Raw genomic sequence first — 20,923 nt, 5'->3', positions numbered from 1 at the left:
CGCCGGCCGGCTCAACCGGCGCCGTTCTCCGGCCAGAGCCGGATCGCCTCGGGCGGCAGGTCGATACGACACCGCCCGCCGGCCACCAGCCCGTCGGCATCGACGGTGCGCAGGGTCAGCTCCAGTGCGTCGTCGATCCGCACCACGATTTCACGGCTCGCGCCGAGATCCACCACATCCACCACTGCAGCGTCGTAGGGCCCGTTCGCATCCAGCCGAACGCGCTCGGAGCGCAAACACCACGCCACGCGCGTTCCCGGCGCAAGGTCGTCGTCGTGAACGACAAGCCGCACGCCGGCGGTTTCGAGCGTATCGGCGGCCGCCATGCGGCCATGACCCATGTTGCGGATGCCGAGCAGGCGCGCGACCTGCGGCGAACTCGGGCGCGCGAACACGTCGGCGCGCCGCCCGGCCTGGAGCACCGTACCGCGATCGAGCACCAGCACCTCGTCGGCCAAAAGCGCCGCCTCTTCCGGGTCGTGGGTGACGAGCACGGTCGTGAGCCCTACTTCCTGCTGCAGCCGCCGCAGCTCGCGGCGCAGGCTGTCGCGCACCGGCGCATCCAGTGCCGAGAACGGCTCGTCCAGCAATAGAATCCGTGGCGCGTGGGTGAGCGCGCGGGCCAGCGCGACCCGGCGTTGCTGGCCACCCGAGAGCTCGTCCGGATAACGCGCTTCCAGCCCGTCGAGATGCAGCCGCTCCAGCCAGTACGAGGCCACGCCGGGATCGGCACCCACGCCGAAATTGATCTGCTGCCAGACGTTGCGCCCGGGCAACAGACTCGAATGCTGGGGCAGATAGCCGATGCGCCGATGCTCGGGGCGAAGCCCGGCCAGCTCCTCGTCGCCCGCTCGCACATGCCCGGCATCGGTCGCTTCCAGCCCGGCCAGCAGACGCAGCGTGAACGACTTGCCCGCACCGGACGGGCCGAGTAACGCCAGATGACGCGTGGCCGCGGCATGGGCGATTTGCAAACCAAACGCATCGAGCCGCGCTGCGAGATCGAAATCCAGCCGGGGCGCGGCCTGGACCACCGGCGGCGTTGCCGGCGGGCGCGCCACCCGTCGATGTCGACGACGCAACACGCGCAGATTGGCCAGCATCAACACAACGAACGCCGCGAACAACGAGGCCACCACCGGCGCCTGGGTGGCTGGCAGGCCGGTGCTGCTGAACTGCACGTAGGTGAACACCGGCAACGAGTACGGGTGATAGGACAGAATCACCGTGGCCCCGAACTCGCCGAACGCCCGTAGCCACGCCAGCAGCAGACCGGCGGCAATGCCGGGCAACGCGATCGGCAGGCTTACGCGAAAGAAGCGCGACAACGGCCCGTGCCCCAGCGTGGCGGCCACGGCCGGCAACGCCGGATCGATGGCCGCGAAGGCCGAGCGTGCCGCGATGACCAGAAACGGCGCAGCAACGAACGTCTGGGCCAGCACAATGCCGGCGAAGGAATCGGTCAGCGCGCCGCCGAACCAGCGCCCGACGAGCGTGTAGGGCCCGACCAGCGACACCAGCAGAATGCCGCTGACCAGCGGCGGCAGCGCCAGCGGCAGCTGGATCGCCACGCCGATAAAACCGGCCAGCCGGCCGCGCGCCCGGGCCAGCCCATATGCCAGCGGTACGCCGAGCACGGCGATGATCGTCGCCGATACCGTGGCCGCTGCGGCCGAAACCTCCAGCGCCGACCACAGGCGCGGATCGCCGAAATTCGCGCCGGCGCCCGGCAGGCGCAGAAAAAACGCCGCAATCGGGGCCAGCAGATAGAGTGCCAGCAGCCCGCCGAGCCAGGCCAGCGGACTGCCGAGCCGCGTCAAGACGCCCCCATCAGACGACCACGCGGCCGATCAATCGTGTTCAATGGCGTGTTGCAACGCCTCGGGAACAGCGCTGCGAGCACCCGAGACCTTGACCGGCGACATCACGTTAAAGCCGTTATCCTTGAGAATCTTTCGCCCCTTGGGACCGAGGATAAAGCGAATGAAATCACGCGCGCCGGCGCTGTCGGGCGCCCGGTTCAGCTGCGTCACGGTATACACCGCCCCGAGCTTGACCGGATCGATCGACACAGTCGGAATATCGGCCGCCGCGGCCTCGCCCTTGTAGAAGAAACCGGCATCGAGCTGTCCGGCCTGCAGCCGGCCCACCAGCCCTTCCTCCGGAAAAACCTGACCGTGCGCCATGATCCGGCCGCGCAGTTTGGGCTCGTTTTCGTCGTCGGCGATCCGGTGGACGGCCTTCACGATCAGCTTGCCCTTCGGGTCCAGCTTGGGATCGGTCCGCCCGAAGGTGAAGCCGGGTTGTGTGACGACCTGATACCAGGGCTTGTGCCGCAACGCATCGGCGAAACGGCTTTTCGGGTTATAGCCAATCACCAGCGGCGAACGCATGAAAGTGGCGTACCAGCTCACCCAGTCGCCATTGGACGACCCCATTAGGCGTTTGTTGATCCCGGCATGGGCGCTGACATAAACATCGCCCTGGCGAACCTTGCCCTTGATCTCGTTGGCGAGCTTGGTCGAGCCAGCGGCATAGCCCTGAAAATGATCGCCGGTGGCTTTCTCGAAGGCCGGGCGCACCTTGTCTTCCATGACATGCGCCAGCGAGCCGGCGTACAGCACCTTGACCGTATGCCCGCCGTCGGTGGCGGCACTCGCGCTCGCCGCGGTTACGGCGAGCACGCCCAGGCAGGCCGCCAATGCAGCGCGTAACGTGGCGCAATGCAGCTTTGGGCGGGGATTCTCGCGATTCATCCCGGTCTCCGGATAACAATTGCGCCGACCCCGGTAGCAACACACAGCGATCGCCTCGCCAGAAAGGCGTGGCACGCTGAAATGAACCGGGGGCGGTCGTCTGAAACGATTCGGAATAAAGCATACTACATAACGCTTATCGAGCCGGCTCGCGACGTCGGACACCCGCGGCGCTGCAACATCGCGGGAAACTTCGCGCGCCGAAGCGTGTCGGATACGCTAGATCACAAAACTAGAGAGTTGTTCATGCTCACGCGCTTTCATACTGGCGGCCGGACCCTGCTCGCGACTTTGGCCTCGACCGCCGCGCTTGCCCTGGCCGTTCCTGCGTTCGCGCAGCCGCAGAACGCCGATTCGAGCACCGGCAATACCGGCTCGTTACCGGCCGGGCAATCATCGCAACCCATGCAAAGCGCGACGCCGTCCGCACAAAACGACCACGGCGACAGCAGCGCCAATGCTTCGAACGACAACACGCCGGCGCCGCAGCAGCTGCCGGAGCCCAAGCCCAGCGATTACGGCGCGTCCAACTTCCACGCCCCCAGCGACACCGAATTGGCCGAATTCGCCGCGACGCATCAGCCGCCCGCGCAGAACAACAACGGCGCCGACGACGCCAATGGGCCGAACGCCGACAGCAACAACGGCAATGCAATGAACAGCGCAAACGACGCCGGCCCATCGGCTTCGGGGCAGGCGAACGCCCCGACCAGTGGCACGCCATCGAATGACGCCGCCGCAACGTCAACCACGTCGGACAGCGCGACCTCGGACGACGGCAGCAGCGACGACAACGACCACCCGTAGCCCGTTACGCCCGGCGCCGCCGCGCGCAATCTTTCGTCGACGCCTGCATCGCAGGCGCGCGGCGCGCCGTATACTGAAGCCTTGGCACCCACCGTATGCGCCATGGCGAAGGACGCCGATTCGACGCCGCGGTCGTCGACCGTCATCCGGCGTCATAGCTGGTTCACCCGGCTATGGCATTGGATCAACGCGCTTTGCCTGCTTGTGTTGCTGATGAGCGGGCTGCAGATATTCAACGCCCATCCGGCGCTGTACTGGGGCCATGCGTCCACCTTCAATGCGCCGTTCCTGTCGATCGGCGCCCGCCGCGATGCCGCCGGCGACCCGATGGGCTATGTGAACATCGAAGGGATGGAAATCCCCACCACCGGCGTGCTCGGCTGGTCCAGGGTCGGCAACCAGATGCAGCCGCGCGCGTTTCCCGTATGGGCCACATTGCCCGGCCCGCAATGGTTGTCGCTCGGCCGACAATGGCATTTCACGGCGGCCTGGGTATTCGGCGTAATGCTCGCTGTTTATCTGATTTATTCGATCATCAGCCGGCGTCGCCGACGGTTGATCGGCGTGCATCATGGCGAGATGGGTACCTTCGGCCATGCCGTGGTGGAGCACGCGAAGTTCCGTTTCCCACGGGTGCGCGACTACAACATCATCCAGAAGCTCACCTATCTGCTGGTGCTGTTCGGGCTCCTGCCGCTGATGGTGCTGACCGGGCTGACCATGTCGCCCACCATGGACGCCGGCTGGCCCTGGCTCCCAGTGGTGTTCGGCGGCCACCAGAGTGCCCGCACGATTCACTTTCTCTGTGCGTTCACGCTGGTCGGTTTTTTCATCGTGCACCTCGTGCTGGTGCTCGTCTCCGGGGTGTTCAACAACATGCGCGCCATGATCACCGGCGGCTATCGCGTGGACGAGCCCGTCGCGCCGCCGCGGGATGCCGAGGCTGAGGCGGCCGCAGCGCCGCAGGAGAACCGCCATGGCGAATGACAACGACCGCAAGCGTCGACCCGGCGACCGGCCGGACGCGCGTCGCCGTCGCGTGCTTGGCGGCCTGGGCGCGCTCGGCGCCACATCGCTGCTGTCCGGCTGCGACTGGACCCAGAGCCAGGCGGTACAGAATTTTCTCGGCCACACCGAAAAGCTCACCCAGGCCGCCCAGCGCCTGGTGGCTTCGCGCGAAGCCCTGGCGCCGGAATACGACAAGAGCCAGATCGCGCCGACGTTCCGCCCCAACGGCAGCATCAATCCGCAGACCCCGGCCTACCAGCAGCTCGTCGATTCGAACTTCGCCGATTATCGACTCGATTTCCATGGCTTGGTCGATAACCCGATGTCGTTCTCGCTGGCCGAACTCAAGGCCATGCCGTCGCGCACGCAAATTACCCGGCACGACTGCGTCGAGGGCTGGTCGTGCATCGGCCAATGGACCGGCGTCGTGCTGGGGCATCTGCTGGATCGCGTCCAGCCAAAGGCCAACGCCCGCTACGTGGTCTTCCACTGTGCCGATCATCTCTACGGCTCGCCGCAGCCGTACTATGAAAGTCTCGACATGATCGAGGCCCGGCACCCGCAGACGATCCTCGCCTATGGCCTGAACGGCGGCGATCTGCCGGTGGCCAACGGCGCGCCGCTGCGCCTGCGCGCCGAACGCCAGCTCGGTTACAAAATGGCCAAATACGTCATGCACATCGAGCTGGTCGAGAACTTCGCCCATATCCAGGGCGGGCATGGCGGCTACTGGGAAGATCGCGGCTACGACTGGTGGGCCGGCATCTGAGCCCGCCGGCGACGGCTGCCTGATACGGCTCCCCCCCCCCCCCCCCCCCCCCCCCCCCCGCCCCCGCCGGGAGTAGACTGCCCGTCTTTGCCGACGCCGCGGCCCGCCGTGGCCATCTCGTCATGTTCCAATTCTTCGAACGGCTGGTCGATCCGTTCCCGGAGGACGACCGCACCCCGCCGGATACCGGCATCGTCCGCTTCATCGCTTTCTATGCCCGCCCGGTCTGGAAGCTGTTGATCGCCACCGCGGTACTCACCGCCGCGTTCTCGATCATTGAAGTCTCGCTGTACGGCTTTCTCGGCCATATCGTCGACTGGTTCGCCACCGGCGATCGCGAGCACTTCATCGCCAACAACGCCTGGCAGCTCATCGGCATGGCGCTGGTCGTGCTGGTACTGCTGCCCTCCCTGATCTTTGCCCAGGGCCTGACCACCTTCCAGGCCATGGCGCCCAACGTGCCCATGCGCTTTCGCTGGCAGGTCCACCGCTGGCTGCTCGACCAGTCGCTGTCGTACTTCCAGGACGACTTCGCCGGCCGCATCGCCTCCAAGATGATGCAGACCGCCCTGGCCATCCGCGAAGTGATGATGAAGTTCGTGGACGTGCTGCTGTATGTCGTCGTCTATTTCGGCGGCGTGGTGGTCATGGTCGCCGGCGCGGACTGGCGCCTCGCCCTGCCGTTCGCGGCCTGGATGGCAATCTACATCGCGCTGCTGAAATACTTCCTGCCGCGCCTGCAATCCATCGCCGAAGCCCAGGCCAACGCCCGCGCGGAAATGACCGGGCGCGTGGTCGATGCCTATACCAACATCGGCACCGTCAAGCTGTTCGCCCATACCGAGCGCGAGTCCGACTACGCCCGCGCCAGCATGTCGTCGTTCCTCTCGACCGTGTACACCCAGATGCGGCGCATCAACGGCCTGTACGCCAGCCTGTATCTGCTCAACGCGGCGCTGCTGTTCTCCGTCACCGGGCTCGGCATCCTGTTCTGGACCGAACGCGCGATCACCGCCGGTGCGGTCGCCACCGCCGTCGGCCTGGTGCTGCAGATCAACGGCATGAGCCAGTGGATCATGTGGGAAGTGTCCAACCTGTTCGAGCATATCGGCACCATCCGCGACGGCATGGGCAGCTTCACGAGCAACCGCGCCATCGTCGACGCGCCGAACGCCCGACCGCTGCAGGTCACGGCCGGCGCCATCGAGTTCGACGACATCTCCTTCCATTACGGGCGCGACGACGCCGGCGTCATCTCGCATTTCTCGCTGTCGATCGCGCCCGGCGAAAAAATCGGGCTGGTCGGGCGTTCCGGTGCCGGCAAATCCACCCTGCTGTCGCTATTGCTGCGCTTCCACGAACTCGAAGGCGGGCGCATCACCATCGACGGCCAGGACATCACCAACGTCACCCAGGCCTCGCTGCGCGAAGCCATCGGCATGGTCACGCAGGACACCGCCCTGCTCCATCGCTCGATCGCCGACAACATCCGCTACGGCCATCCCAACGCCACCGACGACCAGCTCTGGGCCGCCATCGACGCCGCCCACGCCGGCTTCATCCGCGACCTCGTCGACAACCGCGGCCGGCGCGGGCTGGAAGCGCATGTCGGTGAACGCGGCGTCAAACTCTCCGGCGGCCAGCGCCAGCGCGTGGCCCTCGCCCGCGTCATGCTCAAGAACGCCCCCATCCTCCTGCTCGACGAAGCCACCGCCGCGCTCGACTCGGAAATCGAAGCCGCCATCACCGAAAACCTCCACGCCGTCATGGAAGGCAAAACCGTCATCGCCGTCGCCCATCGCCTGTCCACCATCGCCGAGCTGGACCGACTGGTCGTGATCGACCAGGGCCGGATCGTGGAAACGGGGACACACGAGGCACTGATAGCAGCCGACGGACTCTACGCCCGGCTTTGGGCCATGCAATCGGGAGGATTCATCGGCGCTTAGCACGACACATCGAGCTGTCGAAGTGACCCGGCGAGCCGACATTGCCAACCCCGGAAATGCTCAAGCTAAACTGGAGCGACTATCGGGCGCGGCTCGAACCCTTTTTGCGACGGCCAAATTCGCCCTCGTAAAATCAGCGACTTAGAAGCCGACCTAAAAATTGGGTTGTGCTTTAGAAAGCATGTTAGATCTTTAACAATCAGTCGCTTAGGATAAAATGTCTCTTGTTCGCTGCCGCGTAGGCAGCTCAGAAAGATGAACGCGGCCATCATGGGCGCGGCGCTGGGTTCGCTGCCGCGTAGGCAGCTCAGAAAGTGAAAAGACGCGGCGCTTCAACGTCACGCATGTTCGCTGCCGCGTAGGCAGCTCAGAAAATCACGGCCGGCACGACGCTTGAAATCCCGATGTTCGCTGCCGCGTAGGCAGCTCAGAAAAACGTGCGCCTCATTGGCCGCGTAGCGCTGGCGTTCGCTGCCGCGTAGGCAGCTCAGAAACCGAATGCGGCGCACGCGACTGGGTTCAACATGTTCGCTGCCGCGTAGGCAGCTCAGAAAAAATTCAGCGGCGGCGCCAAATACAACGCAACGTTCGCTGCCGCGTAGGCAGCTCAGAAAGTAAATGCCTGGCCCGCTGGGCGCTCTGGTGCGTTCGCTGCCGCGTAGGCAGCTCAGAAATATGCGGGTTACGTTCCGAAGCGATCGATGCGGTTCGCTGCCGCGTAGGCAGCTCAGAAAGGGCGGGACCGAGCCTGAGACGGTGCGTTTGTGTTCGCTGCCGCGTAGGCAGCTCAGAAAACAGAACGGGCACGGCAACAGTTCAAACCCCAGTTCGCTGCCGCGTAGGCAGCTCAGAAACGGCTGGGCAAGCCGTCCGGCGTATTTCGTTTGTTCGCTGCCGCGTAGGCAGCTCAGAAAACGATATCCGCGCGAAAGCGGGAACCGACGACGTTCGCTGCCGCGTAGGCAGCTCAGAAAGCTGGCGGGGTGGCGTAGCCATGGCCAGCGAGTTCGCTGCCGCGTAGGCAGCTCAGAAATGACTCCGAGTTGTCCGTTTATCTCCAATCCTGTTCGCTGCCGCGTAGGCAGCTCAGAAAAGCGCGTCGATCTCACCCTGCCGGAACTCATTGTTCGCTGCCGCGTAGGCAGCTCAGAAACATGAAACTGAAATCTCGCACGCCTGAACTCGGTTCGCTGCCGCGTAGGCAGCTCAGAAACTGTGCCGCTGCAGCCAGGGCCACTGGTACCCGTTCGCTGCCGCGTAGGCAGCTCAGAAAACCGCAAAAAACACAGCCAGCAATACCAGCACGTTCGCTGCCGCGTAGGCAGCTCAGAAAGAACGACTCTATGAAGTCGCGTTCATTGCCGGGTTCGCTGCCGCGTAGGCAGCTCAAAAATTCGATCCGAAAACCTGCGTGAAACAGTTCAAGTTCGCTGCCGCGTAGGCAGCTCAGAAACGATGGAAAAATCGCGCGGTTTGGGCCGGGGGGTTCGCTGCCGCGTAGGCAGCTCAGAAACGAACAAGGCGGCTGCGTTCGCGGAATACCCGAGTTCGCTGCCGCGTAGGCAGCTCAGAAAACGCATGCCGCGAAACAACCCCGGAATTACGCGTTCGCTGCCGCGTAGGCAGCTCAGAAACCGCATAGCCCCGAGGCACAGGCCGCTAGCCAGTTCGCTGCCGCGTAGGCAGCTCAGAAAGAGACGGGTAAAAACAAAATTTTCCTATCGGCGTTCGCTGCCGCGTAGGCAGCTCAGAAAGCCGAGCCATATGCCCCGGAAGTACTCGACGCGTTCGCTGCCGCGTAGGCAGCTCAGAAATTGTTTTGTTCTTGTTCTCGGCGCTCCGCAACGTTCGCTGCCGCGTAGGCAGCTCAGAAATGGACGGCGTTTCGTTCATGGAGGGATCGCGAGTTCGCTGCCGCATAGGCAGCTCAGAAACAATCCCGGCTCGGCTGCGGCGGGGCGTTGGGGTTCGCTGCCGCATAGGCAGCTCAGAAAAGTGCTCCAAGTGCTCGCGGCTTCGCCGCTGCGTTCGCTGCCGCATAGGCAGCTCAGAAATCATCCTGAAAGCGTTCACGAGCAAATTGATTGTTCGCTGCCACCTAGACAGCTCACAGAGGCCCGTTATCCCCGAAGTCTTCGGCTCACTTCGGCCTCCGTCTGCGCGACTTCGGATGTACGACGCTGTTGTAAGTCATCGGCGGGCTATGCGTGGAAAATATATTTTCCAATGTAAATCATAAAATCTAGTCAATCACGAAGCTTTAAACCGCTTGCCGCGATCAACCTCCCTATCTATTTGCCAATTCGCAGCATCGTTCGATAAATTTCGTTAGGGGGACAAGCCAGCAGAAGTAATGGAAGATCTCGCGCCGAGCGATCTCAAGACGATCCTGCATTCCAAGCGCGCGAACCTGTATTACCTTCAGTACTGTCGCGTGTTGGTTAAAGGCGGCCGCGTGTCCTATGTCACGGACGAAGGGCGCGAGTCCAAGTATTGGAATATCCCGATCGCCAATACCACCTCGATTCTGCTCGGCACCGGCACATCCATCACGCAGGCCGCAATGCGTGAGCTGGCCAAGGCCGGCGTGCTTGTCGGGTTCTGCGGCGGGGGCGGTACACCGCTGTTTGCTGCAACCGAGGTCGATGTCGAAGTGGCCTGGCTCGCCCCGCAAAGCGAATATCGGCCCACCGAATACCTGCAACAGTGGGTTCGATTCTGGTTCGAAGACGATTTGCGTCTTGCCGCGGCGCAAGCCTTCCAAAAACAACGCCTGCAGACGATCTCGACCCTCTGGGCCGATGAACGCAGCCTACGCGACGCGGGGTTTCGCTGCGATTTAAAGCGGCTGCAGGATGCCGTCGCCCGTAATGATGTCGCCATTGATGCGGCGCAGAACACCAACGAACTGCTCACGCTCGAAGCGCGGCTGACGAAAACACTGTTCAAGCTCGCGGTCGACGCCACTGACTACGGCGAGTTCACCCGCGCCAAACGCGGCAGCGGCACCGATCCCGCGAATCGGTTCCTCGACCATGGCAACTATCTCGCTTACGGGCTGGGCGCCACCTGTTGCTGGGTACTGGGCCTGCCGCATGGTCTGGCTGTTTTGCACGGCAAAACACGCCGCGGCGGTCTGGTGTTCGATGTCGCGGATTTGATCAAGGACGGCGTCATTCTGCCGCAGGCGTTCATTTCGGCGGTACGTGGGGACGAAGAACAGGAGTTTCGTCAGGCCTGCATCGAACGCCTCGCGCAGGTCGAAGCGCTGGACGGCATGATCGATACCGTCAAACGCGTGGCGGACAATCTGGCACGACGCGCCGCTTCCGCATGAATGTCCTGTTCGTCTCACAGTGCAACAAGAATGCACTCAAGGAGACGCGTCGCATCCTGGATCAGTTCGCCGAACGCCGTGGCGACCGGACCTGGCAAACGCCGATCACCAAGGCCGGGCTCGACACCCTGCGCAAGATGCTGCGCAAGAGCGCGCGCAAGAATACGGCCGTCGCGTGTCACTGGATACGCGGCGCCAATCACAGCGAATTGCTCTGGGTGGTCGGGAACGCGGCACGGTTTAACGATCGCGGGGCCACGCCAACGCATACCACGCAGCGCGATGTGCTACGCGCCGAGGACGAAAACAACTGGCACAGCGGCGAAGACATCACCCTGCTCGCGATGATGGCCGGCCTGCTGCATGACCTGGGCAAGGCCACTATTGCGTTCAAGCAACGTCTGGACGGCCGCCTTACCGAGCGAAATCGCTTTCGTCATGAATGGGTGTCACTACGGCTGTTTCTAGCATTCGTCGGCGATGATGACGACGAGGCCTGGCTCACGCGACTGCTCGACGCCGAAACACACGACCTGGCGGCCTGGACACGCACGCCGGCGTTTCAGCGTGATGGTTGGGATGCGAGCGATCCTTGCCCGTTCCGTGGCTTGCCGCCACTGGCGAAGGCATTGGCCTGGCTGATCGTATCCCACCACCGACTGCCGGTCGCGCCGGTCACGGACGACCATGGGCAACAAGTGCGTTTGGGCGCACGAGCGAAATCATTCAATCCCGACTGGCTTGATGCGCCGCTCGACGCCCTAGCTCACACGTGGAATGAGCGCCTGTCTCCCGGCGAGGAAAAGGAGATCGCACCGTACTGGCAGCTGGCGGGCCGTTTACCGGTAGCCAGCCAGGCGTGGCGCAAGAAAGCTGCCCGGCTCGCCCGTCGCCTGCTCGAACTCAAGCGCAAGCGACGTGACGAATGGCATGATAATCCGTTCGTGCTGCATCTGGCCCGGCTGAGCCTGATGCTGGCCGATCACTATTATTCGAGCCTCGGCCTGGACGATAGCGACCGACCGGTACCGGCGCGGCGCGCCTTCGTGCAGCGCGCGTGCAAGTTGACCGCAAATACGACACGCAATCGCGCCGGGCGCATTGTGGCCAACCAAAGCCTCGATGAGCACCTGCTCGGGGTAACGCATCACGCCGGGCAAATCGCTCATGTCCTGCCGACACTCGAGCGCGATCTCGCACGCATCGGTCGGCATCGCGGCCTGCGTAAACGTAGCGGCAAAGGCAAGTTTCAGTGGCAGGACACGGCATTCGATACGGCGGTCGGGCTGCGAGAGCGCGCCGCGCGCCACGGCGCTTTTATCGTCAACATGGCCTCGACCGGTTGTGGCAAGACATTGGCCAACGCCCGGCTGCTTTATGCCTTGGCTGATCCGCAACAGGGCTTGCGGGCCACGTTCGCGCTCGGGTTGCGTGCACTGACCCAACAAACCGGGCGTAGCTATCGCAAAGATCTACATCTAAGCGACAACGAACTGGCGATACGGGTGGGCGGCAGCGCCAGCCGTGCGCTATTTGCCTATTACGAGCGACTGGCCGAAGAAACGGGCTCGGCTTCGGTTCAACATCTGATCGCTGAAGACGATCACGTATTGTTCGAAGGCACCGACGACCAGCGCTCGCTGCTGGCCTGGACTCGGCACGATCCGAAAACGAAAAGCCTGCTCGCCGCGCCGATGCTGGTCTGTACCGTGGATCATCTAGTGCCGGCCACGGAATCCCTGCGTGGCGGGCGCCAGATCGCCCCCATGCTGCGCTTGATGAGCAGCGATCTCGTGCTCGATGAACTCGACGATTATGACCTCGACGACCTGCCCGCCCTCACCCGGCTGGTGCAGTGGGCCGGCATGCTCGGCACGCGCGTGGTGCTGTCGTCGGCGACATTGCCGCCCGATCTGGTCGAAGGCATGTTTCTCGCCTATCAAGCCGGGCGGCGCGAATACCAGCGCAACCGCGGCGCGGATGGCCCCCATGCCGCGCTCGCCGACATACCGTGTCTGTGGGTCGATGAGTTCGGCGTGCAACATCGGGACTGCGGCCAGCCGGCCAAGTTCGCCGCCGCGCATGCCGATTTCGTTCAACGCCGCGTTGCCAAACTCGAGCAAAGCCCAGCTTTACGCCTCGGCAAGCTATGGCCGCTCGACATTGCACGCGCACAAAAACGCGAACAGACACGAGCGGCATTTGCGCAGCAGGTGCGTCAAGCTGCGCTCCAGCTGCATCACGATCACGCAAAGCTAGTGCCGGGCAGCCACAAACGCGTCAGCTTCGGGCTGTTGCGTATGGCGAATATCGATCCACTCTTCGATGTAGCCAAAACACTGTTCGAACTCGGTGCACCCGAGGACACGCAGTTGCATCTGTGTGTCTACCACGCCCGTTTCCCGCTCGTGCAGCGCGCGGCCATCGAACAGAAGCTCGACACGGCCTTGAACCGCCGCGATGAAAACGCGGTTTTCCAATCCCCGGATATTTGCAACGCGCTCGAGCAGAGCCCGGCCACACATCATCTATTCATCGTGCTCGCCTCGCCAGTCTGCGAGGTTGGGCGTGATTGGGATGCCGATTGGGCGATCGCGGAGCCGTCCTCGATGCGCGCATTGATTCAGCTCGCGGGCCGCGTTCAACGGCATCGGCGACAGCCGAACGGCCGCCCGAACATATTGATCTTCGATACTAATCTTCGGCATTTCGATGGCCACAGCGGCCCGGACGGCAAACCGGCGGCCATCTTTATCCGGCCGGGCTTCGAGCAACCCCGCGTTGCAGCGAGCCATCCGTTCCGATTGGTGGCACACCGACTCGGCAAGCTCATGCGCGCCGACGAATACCAAGCCATCGATGCCTTGCCGCGGATTGCAGCGCCACCGGCCGCCGAACGCCAAGCCAAGACACGCCTGGTCGATCTCGAACATGCGCGCATGGCCGATACCATGCAGCCCGTGTTAGCTGAGCACACATGCCGATTGAATGCCGCCAGCGGCTGGCAATACCCCCAATCTCTGCTGACCGGAGTGCTCGCACAACAACAACCATTTCGCGAGAACACGATGCGAACGGCACAACTCGTACTACTGCCCGACGATGACGAATCGGACACGCTCTGTCTGCACCGTGTCGAGGCCGACCCGTCCCGGCGTGGAAAAAGTCTTTACGTTCGTGTCGAAGACAGCCAACGCCATCACGTCGCGCTAGAACTGGGCCCGCGCGTTGCGCCCTGGGGCCAGTTCGATCTCGATGCCCTGCTCGCGGCACAGGCCGAGGAGCAAGACTTGACGCTACACGAAGCGGCATGCCGTTTCGGCCAGTTGGAAGCGCCGGAAAACGCGCAGGGCTGGCGTTATCATCCCTGGCTCGGATTTTCGGCATGGCGCGGGTGAACACCACGGCCGGTCTGGCCTGGCCCACCAGTGCAATCTCGTCAGGGGTATTGCCGGCGGGCGTGCAACACCGCGACGATTTCCACGCGTTCTGCCGCCACCTTGTAGACGATCAGATAATTGGGATGCGCGACCAATTCGCGCGTGCCGGCGACGCGACCGCGCGGGTAAAGATAGGGGTACTGTGCCAACGGCACGACCACCGCCTCGATGCGTTCCTTGAGCCGGCGCGCAGCCGGGGGATTGTCTTCAGCGATAAAGGCAACAATCTCGGCGAGCTGCCTGCGGGCGGTTTCACGCCAGACGACCGGCAGCATCAGTCTTTTTGGGTACGTCGCTGCTCGGCTTGGTCGATCACGGCCTCGATCTGGGCCATCACCTCGTCGTGCGGGACCGGCGGCCTGTCGTCCGCTAGCCCGCGCCGAACCTGTTCGCGCAGCCAGCGGTCGTGGCTTTCCGCCTCGGCTTCGGTCTCGAACTCGCTAACGCGGGGATCCAGAAATTTCGGCATGGCGACGCTCCTGTTGCTGTGCATCAGTCTACGCCAAACAGATCGGCCCATCAGGCCAGTCATTTTTGTGCACCGAGCCTCTATGCGAGGCCCGTGCATTCGAAGCTGCCTATACGGCAGAAAAAAGAGCAGCCCAATAGGCTCGGGCAATTTTCTGAGCTGCCTGCGCGGCAGCGTTCAACAAGCTCGATCAATGGTAGCTCAAAACGCTCGCGCAATGGCTTGCTTCGAACAAGTTTTTAGGAAATACTCAAATCGGCCCCAGCCACGTTGCAGCGCGGCTGAGGCCTGACAACCGCCGATTAGCACCGGCTCCGCACGATAAATCGCAGGAGGACAAAGACGTGAAAGACCGTCGCAGAAGATCCGGCTAATACCGAACTTAACTACTCGACATCAATCACGCCTCACGGCAGCGAGTTGCCGTGGGGATTCTATAACCCGGGCCCGTCAGGGTCCATTGGTTTGGAATGCCTATGCCCGATACAACCGATAATCAAACCGGGACGGCCGCTCGAAGCGAGCGCTTTCGCGAAGCGATTGCAGACTTCATAAACGCGCGCCGTGTGGCTAAGCTCAAGGGTCGAGAGGATGATGCGGCGGCTGCCGCGAAATACGAATACGAAACCTGGCTGGCCAGCGCGGCTCACCGCGTGAGCCAGATTCAGGCCGTCACCCACGTGCTCAAGGCCAGCCACCCCGATGCACGCGGTTCCAGTCTTTATATTCCGCCCACCGACTTGCCGCTGCGTGACGAAATCGGCAGCCATTCGCTGGGCAACGAATTTACCGAAGATGTCGTCGGCAACGCGGCCGCCCTGGATGTATTCAAGTTCCTCAAAGTCGAAGTCGATGGCCGGTCGCTGCTGGACTGGGTCAAACAGGACGACACGGATCTCAAGCAGGCGCTGCATACAGACGAAGACATCGCGCATCGACGAATGCAGGCCTTCGGCAATCTCGTGCGCAGCGGCACGCCCAGCTCGCATGCCCTGGCCAAACAGGTCTATTGGCTCGTCGACGGCCGTCCCGACGATAACCACAACTTCCACCTGCTACAGCCGTTGTTTTCCAGCGCCCTCGCCCATCGGGTGCATGCGGATATTCAGGCCGCCCGGTTTGGGGAAGAAAATAAGGCGGGCCGACAGGCCAAACGGTCTAAAAAACCGCATGACGGGATCTATCAAGACTATCGCCAACTGGCTGTTCGCAAGATGGGTGGCACCAAGCCTCAGAACATTTCGCAGCTGACCAGCGAACGCGGTGGCACCAATTATCTACTCGCCTCCCTTCCCCCGACATGGTCGCTAATGCGCGCCACAACCCTGCTGGGACGAGAATCTTCGACCGGCCGATTCTTCTACTTCGAAGGCGTTCGAGGCCTGGTTCGCAGCCTCGGCCGACTACTCCGCTCGGATCCGAAAAAGACACTGGAAACCCGACAGAAGCGCGAAGAGCTTGAAAAGGCGTTGGGCGCGCAACTGCCCCTGTTTGCCGCCACGATTCGCGATCAACTGTCACCCGGCTGGACGCGCGATCCCGCCTGCGAATTGCCGCTGTGCGAACAGCTCTGGCTTGATCCCGACCGTCTCACCTTGGACGCGCGGCTGCTGGGCGAAGGCGGCGAGGATGATCGCGCCTTCGAACAGGCCTACCACTGGGGCGATTGGCCGGATCAAGTCGCGGGTATTTTTGCCAATTGGCTCAACGACCGACTGCGCCATGCCGGCATAACGTCGGTCGGCGATATTGAATATCGCCATTGGGCACGACAGGCCATTGTCGAAGCCGCCTGGCCGGTTCCCATGCAACGGCGCGCCGCGGAGGACCGCTCATGAGCCACGGACCGAATTTCACACATCTGCTCGTGCTGCCCCGGCTGCATATCCAAAACGCCAATGCGATTTCCAGCCCGCTGACCCATGGTTTTCCGTCGATGACGGCGTTTACCGGCTTTATGTGGGCACTGGAACGCAAAACTCTAACGGCAGACCTCGATATCGCCTTCAAAGGTATCGGCGTGGTCTGCCACCAACATCAAGAACAGGCAACCGAAGGCGGCTTCATCAAAGCCTTTCACCTCACGCGGAACCCGGCCGCTAAGGACGGAAGCACCGCCGCGATCGTCGAGGAAGGCCGTATTCATATCGAAGTCAGCCTGATTCTTGCGCTGGAAAGCGACCGTTGGCAGCGCGATCCACAGGCACAGCAAGACGATATCCACACAATCAAGCCTATGGTCGATGCCATGCGCATCGCGGGCGGCTCGGTGGTGCCCCCAGACCATCCGCGATTACCGCGCTATCAGCCACAAGTCGTCGACTTGACCGGCAACGAAACGGATCGACTCGATGCATTTCGCAAACTTCGGCTGCGTCTGGTGCCCGGTTTCACCTTGGTATCCCGCGACGATTTGATCGCACAACGCCACGAAGCGCTGACCGCTGAAGATAAACAGGCCACGCGCCTGGATGCCTGGCTTTCGCTGTCGCGGATCAACTGGCGCTACCACGCCGACAACGCTGAATGGCAACACGATCGTCACGGCCTCGGGTGGGCCGTGCCCATCCCTGTGGGCTACGGAGCACTCGGTGACATCCACCCCGGCGGGGACATAACCAACGCGCGCGATCCCGACACCCCGTTCCGTTTCGTCGAAAGCCTGTATTCGATGGGCGAATGGATTAGCCCCCACCGTCTGGAACAGGCCGAACAGCTGATCTGGTACCCCCGAACGCGGCCCGAGGACGGCCTTTACCGCTGCTGCAACGACTACCGACCTGTCGCCGACCCGTTCGAATCGCTCTACGACTTCGACTGACGTCCGCCTGTATTCAAGGAGATATAACAATGGCCAAAAACGACGCCCTCAAGACCGCTTCCGTACTCGCCTTCGAACGCAAGCTCGACCCTTCCGACGCGCTTTTCAGTGCCGGCAATTGGGCCGACCGCAATCAATATGCGCAATGGCCAGGTGTACCGGTACGCGAGAAATCCGTACGCGGCACCATTTCCAATCGCCTCAAAGCCAAGGATCAGGACCCGGCCAAACTCGACGCCGCCATCGAAAACCCGAACCTGCAAACCGTCGACGTCGCCGCCCTTCCCCACGACGCCGACACGCTGGCCGTGCACTTCACCCTGCGCGTACTCGCCGGTGCCGGCATCCCTTCGGCCTGCAACAACGCCGACTATCAAGCTAAGCTCAAACAAACCGTTGCCGGCTATGTCAGCGAACACGGTTTCGACGAGCTGGCGCACCGGTATGCCTGCAACCTCGCCAATGGGCGGTTTCTCTGGCGCAACCGTCTCAAAGCCGACGAGATCGAAATCGTTGTCTCGCAAACCAAAGCGGGACAAGTCGAAAAACAATGGACCTTCAATGCCCTGGCGCATTCGCTGCGCGATTTTCAGGGCAATGAAGAAACGCGTGAACTCGGCCAAGTGATCGCTGCCGCCCTGGCAGGCGACGATTACCTCTTGCTCGATGTCGTTGCCTTTGCGCGTATCGGCGGCGGCCAGGAAGTCTTTCCGTCGCAAGAGCTCATTCTGGAGCGTACCCGCGGCGACAAGAGTAAGACGCTCTATTACATCGGCGAAAAAGACAACGCCGCAATCCATTCGCAGAAGCTGGGCAACGCCCTACGCACGATCGATACCTGGTACCCCGTCCCGGATGACGGCATCGATCTCGGACCGATCGCGGTCGAACCCTACGGATCCGTGACCACCCAGGGCGCGGCCTATCGCCAGCCCAAGCAGAAAGCCGATTTCTACAATCTGCTGGACAACTGGCTACTCAAGGACAAAGTACCAAGCACCGAGAATCAGCATTTCGTGATGGCTACGCTGATCCGTGGTGGCGTATTCGGCGACGCGGGGTGAACAATGGACCACTACATCGACATCCGACTGCGCCCCGACCCGGACTTCCCTGCGCCCATCCTCATGGGCGCCCTGTACAGCAAACTGCATCGCGCACTCGTGGAGCTGGCTGCAGACGATATTGGTATCAGCCTGCCGGCACACAACACCGGCGTTCAGGCACGCCACCCGGGCGAGACACTACGTGTGCATGGGGCGGCGGATCGTATTGAAACACTCCTCGCCACCGGCTGGCTCAAAGGCATGCGCGATCATGCCGAGGTCGGTGAAGTGTTTCCGGTGCCCGATAACGCTGTGCATCGCACCGTGCGCCGACGACAATTCAAAACCAATGCCGATCGTCTCCGCCGGCGCCGCATGCGGCGCCACAATGAGTCGGAAACCGAAGTCATAGAAGCGATTCCCGAAAGCATCGAAAAACGGGTCACGCTGCCGTTCATCCAGGTTCGCAGCTCCAGTACCGGACAACGTTTCAGCCTTTTCATCGAGCACGGACCAAAGCAGGACACGCCAGAGCAAGGTCGTTTCAATAGCTACGGCCTCAGCTCGAGCGCGACTGTTCCGTGGTTCTGACCCTTTTTTCGCGACCGAGCTTACAAGTCGTACAATCAACGAGTTATAAGGCATCCCAGGAAAAGGGTTTACCGCCTATATTTCCTAATGTTCTTTAACAGTCAGATATTTAACTAGCAAAAACTCTAGTTCGCTGCCGCGTAGGCAGCTCAGAAACTGGACGGCATGCCCGACCAGCCGAACCGGACGTTCGCTGCCGCGTAGGCAGCTCAGAAAAAAATCGGGCGAGCCTTCCCCGCCCTCGATGAGTTCGCTGCCGCGTAGGCAGCTCAGAAAGAGACGACGAACACGCGCCCCTCTCGCACTTCGTTCGCTGCCGCGTAGGCAGCTCAGAAATCCCGGAGGATCGTGGCGCCGTTCTCGAACGCGTTCGCTGCCGCGTAGGCAGCTCAGAAAAGCCGCCGTGCTGTTTCTTGATGGCCATTCCTGTTCGCTGCCGCGTAGGCAGCTCAGAAATGTTCGTGCATCCAGTCGAGCACTTCATCGAGGTTCGCTGCCGCGTAGGCAGCTCAGAAAAATCAAGCGCATCTGGTGCGACGCCACGCCACGTTCGCTGCCGCGTAGGCAGCTCAGAAAAGCCGATAGCAGCCGTGGCGGCCTTCGTACTCGTTCGCTGCCGCGTAGGCAGCTCAGAAACATGCGCGCGTTGGCGCGGTTCGGGTCGGAGAGTTCGCTGCCGCGTAGGCAGCTCAGAAAGGTCGGGTTCTTCATCGATGAGCCGGATACAGGTTCGCTGCCGCGTAGGCAGCTCAGAAAAGGTTGGCAACGCGCTGGCTGATGCGCGTGGTGTTCGCTGCCGCGTAGGCAGCTCAGAAAGTCCCCGAAATGGTCGATGGCCATCGGGGAATGTTCGCTGCCGCGTAGGCAGCTCAGAAATGCCATCGGCTGGCCGCGCTTCACCAGCCAACGTTCGCTGCCGCGTAGGCAGCTCAGAAAGCTGTCGACTTCGGCCTGTACCGATCCCGATAGTTCGCTGCCGCGTAGGCAGCTCAGAAAATAATGCAACTCCGCGCCCGAGTCGCCGAACTGTTCGCTGCCGCGTAGGCAGCTCAGAAAACCGTCTCGCAGCTCAGCGAGGTGCAGGCGACGTTCGCTGCCGCGTAGGCAGCTCAGAAATTGGGTGATGACCTTGCCGTTGACCGTATCGAGTTCGCTGCCGCGTAGGCAGCTCAGAAACCGAAGAAGAAGAAGCCGAGTTGGGATATATTGTTCGCTGCCGCGTAGGCAGCTCAGAAAAAGTATGTCGAAATAGAGGTGCGTCGGAAAGCGTTCGCTGCCGCGTAGGCAGCTCAGAAACGCAGCAGCCGGCCGGCGACCCTGGCTTTGATGTTCGCTGCCGCGTAGGCAGCTCAGAAAGCGTACAGGTCAACGTCGTTGCCAATTCAAGCCGTTCGCTGCCGCGTAGGCAGCTCAGAAATTTACAATTCATTCGCGTCCGGGCACTACAACGTTCGCTGCCGCGTAGGCAGCTCAGAAACTGCCAGTACAAGTGGCGGGCCACCGTCTTCGGTTCGCTGCCGCGTAGGCAGCTCAGAAAGATCCGCGCGACTATCCGATGATGACCGAGGAGTTCGCTGCCGCGTAGGCAGCTCAGAAATCGATGCGCTGAAAACCTTTGTCAAATTCAGCGTTCGCTGCCGCGTAGGCAGCTCAGAAAAGACATAGACGACAAAATCGCTCGCCGAGCCCGTTCGCTGCCGCGTAGGCAGCTCAGAAAGGCATACGACGCGCCGCATTCGCACTGGATGAAGTTCGCTGCCGCGTAGGCAGCTCAGAAATTCTTCGGTATCACATCAGCAATGTATCGATCGTTCGCTGCCGCGTAGGCAGCTCAGAAATGTTCGAGAACAAGAGCGGGCGCGCGTGCTTTGTTCGCTGCCGCGTAGGCAGCTCAGAAACATGCCACGGTACGGTCCTGCACACCCTCGAT

Annotated in this window: 14 protein-coding genes and 2 CRISPR repeat arrays; of the genes, 10 read left to right on the top strand and 4 right to left on the bottom strand. The window is 62.3% G+C overall.

Annotated features, from left to right (window positions below; genetic code table 11):
- Nucleotides 1-11: 11 nt before the first annotated feature.
- Together C41B8_RS09170 and C41B8_RS09165 are read right to left on the bottom strand one after the other, a co-directional pair.
- Complete coding sequence (locus tag C41B8_RS09170) at nucleotides 12-1,820, bottom strand: ATP-binding cassette domain-containing protein (RefSeq protein ID WP_037336915.1); 1,809 nt, start codon at nucleotides 1,818-1,820, stop codon at nucleotides 12-14.
- A 30-nt stretch (nucleotides 1,821-1,850) separates the two neighbouring features.
- Nucleotides 1,851-2,756 (bottom strand): extracellular solute-binding protein, encoded by a 906-nt coding sequence (locus C41B8_RS09165; protein WP_084188755.1) that lies wholly within the window; start codon nucleotides 2,754-2,756, stop codon nucleotides 1,851-1,853.
- A 246-nt stretch (nucleotides 2,757-3,002) separates the two neighbouring features.
- On the opposite strand from C41B8_RS09165, the gene C41B8_RS09160 reads away from it, so the two are divergent.
- The 6 genes from C41B8_RS09160 (at nucleotide 3,003) to cas3f (ending at nucleotide 14,024) form a co-directional block, all read left to right on the top strand.
- Nucleotides 3,003-3,563 carry a hypothetical protein gene (locus C41B8_RS09160; RefSeq protein ID WP_037336912.1) on the top strand — a complete coding sequence of 187 codons (561 nt, stop codon included), beginning with the start codon at nucleotides 3,003-3,005 and terminating at the stop codon, nucleotides 3,561-3,563.
- Between the two features lie 102 nt (nucleotides 3,564-3,665).
- Nucleotides 3,666-4,550 carry a cytochrome b/b6 domain-containing protein gene (locus C41B8_RS09155; RefSeq protein WP_084188753.1) on the top strand — a complete coding sequence of 295 codons (885 nt, stop codon included), beginning with the start codon at nucleotides 3,666-3,668 and terminating at the stop codon, nucleotides 4,548-4,550.
- Entirely contained in the window at nucleotides 4,540-5,340 is an 801-nt protein-coding gene (locus tag C41B8_RS09150; protein WP_051883321.1) for a molybdopterin-binding protein, read from the top strand. Before C41B8_RS09155 ends, C41B8_RS09150 begins: the two co-directional genes overlap by 11 nt.
- Before the next feature lie 122 nt (nucleotides 5,341-5,462).
- Nucleotides 5,463-7,289, top strand: coding sequence for an ABC transporter ATP-binding protein (locus C41B8_RS09145; protein WP_037336909.1), 1,827 nt, complete (start codon nucleotides 5,463-5,465; stop codon nucleotides 7,287-7,289).
- A gap of 226 nt (nucleotides 7,290-7,515) precedes the next feature.
- Nucleotides 7,516-9,403: direct repeats of the CRISPR family, unit length 28 nt; unit sequence GTTCGCTGCCGCGTAGGCAGCTCAGAAA.
- Nucleotides 9,404-9,642: 239 nt separating this feature from the next.
- Complete coding sequence (gene cas1f / locus C41B8_RS09140; protein ID WP_037336907.1) at nucleotides 9,643-10,626, top strand: type I-F CRISPR-associated endonuclease Cas1f; 984 nt, start codon at nucleotides 9,643-9,645, stop codon at nucleotides 10,624-10,626.
- Entirely contained in the window at nucleotides 10,623-14,024 is a 3,402-nt protein-coding gene (gene cas3f, locus C41B8_RS09135; RefSeq protein ID WP_037336904.1) for a type I-F CRISPR-associated helicase Cas3f, read from the top strand. The genes cas1f and cas3f overlap by 4 nt, the downstream gene beginning before the upstream one ends.
- Before the next feature lie 41 nt (nucleotides 14,025-14,065).
- On the opposite strand, the gene C41B8_RS09130 is transcribed toward cas3f, so the two are convergent.
- Complete coding sequence (locus tag C41B8_RS09130; protein ID WP_037336901.1) at nucleotides 14,066-14,341, bottom strand: type II toxin-antitoxin system RelE/ParE family toxin; 276 nt, start codon at nucleotides 14,339-14,341, stop codon at nucleotides 14,066-14,068.
- Entirely contained in the window at nucleotides 14,341-14,535 is a 195-nt protein-coding gene (gene relB / locus C41B8_RS09125; protein WP_037336898.1) for a type II toxin-antitoxin system RelB family antitoxin, read from the bottom strand. The genes C41B8_RS09130 and relB overlap by 1 nt, the downstream gene beginning before the upstream one ends.
- Nucleotides 14,536-15,101: 566 nt before the next feature.
- Here relB and csy1 point away from each other — a divergent pair.
- From csy1 to cas6f, 4 genes are read left to right on the top strand one after another with little or no spacing between them, the layout of a single operon-like run.
- Entirely contained in the window at nucleotides 15,102-16,373 is a 1,272-nt protein-coding gene (gene csy1, locus C41B8_RS09120; protein WP_198025134.1) for a type I-F CRISPR-associated protein Csy1, read from the top strand.
- Complete coding sequence (csy2, locus tag C41B8_RS09115) at nucleotides 16,370-17,356, top strand: type I-F CRISPR-associated protein Csy2 (protein ID WP_037336892.1); 987 nt, start codon at nucleotides 16,370-16,372, stop codon at nucleotides 17,354-17,356. The genes csy1 and csy2 overlap by 4 nt, the downstream gene beginning before the upstream one ends.
- Before the next feature lie 29 nt (nucleotides 17,357-17,385).
- Nucleotides 17,386-18,420, top strand: coding sequence for a type I-F CRISPR-associated protein Csy3 (gene csy3 / locus C41B8_RS09110; RefSeq protein WP_037336890.1), 1,035 nt, complete (start codon nucleotides 17,386-17,388; stop codon nucleotides 18,418-18,420).
- Nucleotides 18,421-18,423: 3 nt separating this feature from the next.
- Nucleotides 18,424-18,993 (top strand): type I-F CRISPR-associated endoribonuclease Cas6/Csy4, encoded by a 570-nt coding sequence (gene cas6f / locus C41B8_RS09105; protein ID WP_037336888.1) that lies wholly within the window; start codon nucleotides 18,424-18,426, stop codon nucleotides 18,991-18,993.
- Between the two features lie 128 nt (nucleotides 18,994-19,121).
- A CRISPR array of direct repeats spans nucleotides 19,122-20,891; the repeat unit is 28 nt; unit sequence GTTCGCTGCCGCGTAGGCAGCTCAGAAA.
- Nucleotides 20,892-20,923 lie beyond the last annotated feature (32 nt).

This window comes from Salinisphaera hydrothermalis C41B8 (assembly GCF_000732535.1).
GTDB classification, from domain to species: Bacteria; Pseudomonadota; Gammaproteobacteria; order Nevskiales; family Salinisphaeraceae; genus Salinisphaera; species Salinisphaera hydrothermalis.
This window is presented reverse-complemented; position numbering and strand designations above follow the sequence as displayed.

Excerpts from the sequence above, each read along its gene's own strand:
- C41B8_RS09165 (WP_084188755.1), bottom strand. The coding sequence starts at position 2,756 with ATGAATCGCGAGAATCCCCGCCCAAAGCTGCATTGCGCCACGTTACGC.
- C41B8_RS09160 (WP_037336912.1), top strand. The coding sequence starts at position 3,003 with ATGCTCACGCGCTTTCATACTGGCGGCCGGACCCTGCTCGCGACTTTG.
- C41B8_RS09155 (WP_084188753.1), top strand. The coding sequence starts at position 3,666 with ATGGCGAAGGACGCCGATTCGACGCCGCGGTCGTCGACCGTCATCCGG.
- C41B8_RS09150 (WP_051883321.1), top strand. The coding sequence starts at position 4,540 with ATGGCGAATGACAACGACCGCAAGCGTCGACCCGGCGACCGGCCGGAC.
- C41B8_RS09145 (WP_037336909.1), top strand. The coding sequence starts at position 5,463 with ATGTTCCAATTCTTCGAACGGCTGGTCGATCCGTTCCCGGAGGACGAC.
- cas1f (WP_037336907.1), top strand. The coding sequence starts at position 9,643 with ATGGAAGATCTCGCGCCGAGCGATCTCAAGACGATCCTGCATTCCAAG.
- cas3f (WP_037336904.1), top strand. The coding sequence starts at position 10,623 with ATGAATGTCCTGTTCGTCTCACAGTGCAACAAGAATGCACTCAAGGAG.
- C41B8_RS09130 (WP_037336901.1), bottom strand. The coding sequence starts at position 14,341 with ATGCTGCCGGTCGTCTGGCGTGAAACCGCCCGCAGGCAGCTCGCCGAG.
- relB (WP_037336898.1), bottom strand. The coding sequence starts at position 14,535 with ATGCCGAAATTTCTGGATCCCCGCGTTAGCGAGTTCGAGACCGAAGCC.
- csy2 (WP_037336892.1), top strand. The coding sequence starts at position 16,370 with ATGAGCCACGGACCGAATTTCACACATCTGCTCGTGCTGCCCCGGCTG.
- csy3 (WP_037336890.1), top strand. The coding sequence starts at position 17,386 with ATGGCCAAAAACGACGCCCTCAAGACCGCTTCCGTACTCGCCTTCGAA.
- cas6f (WP_037336888.1), top strand. The coding sequence starts at position 18,424 with ATGGACCACTACATCGACATCCGACTGCGCCCCGACCCGGACTTCCCT.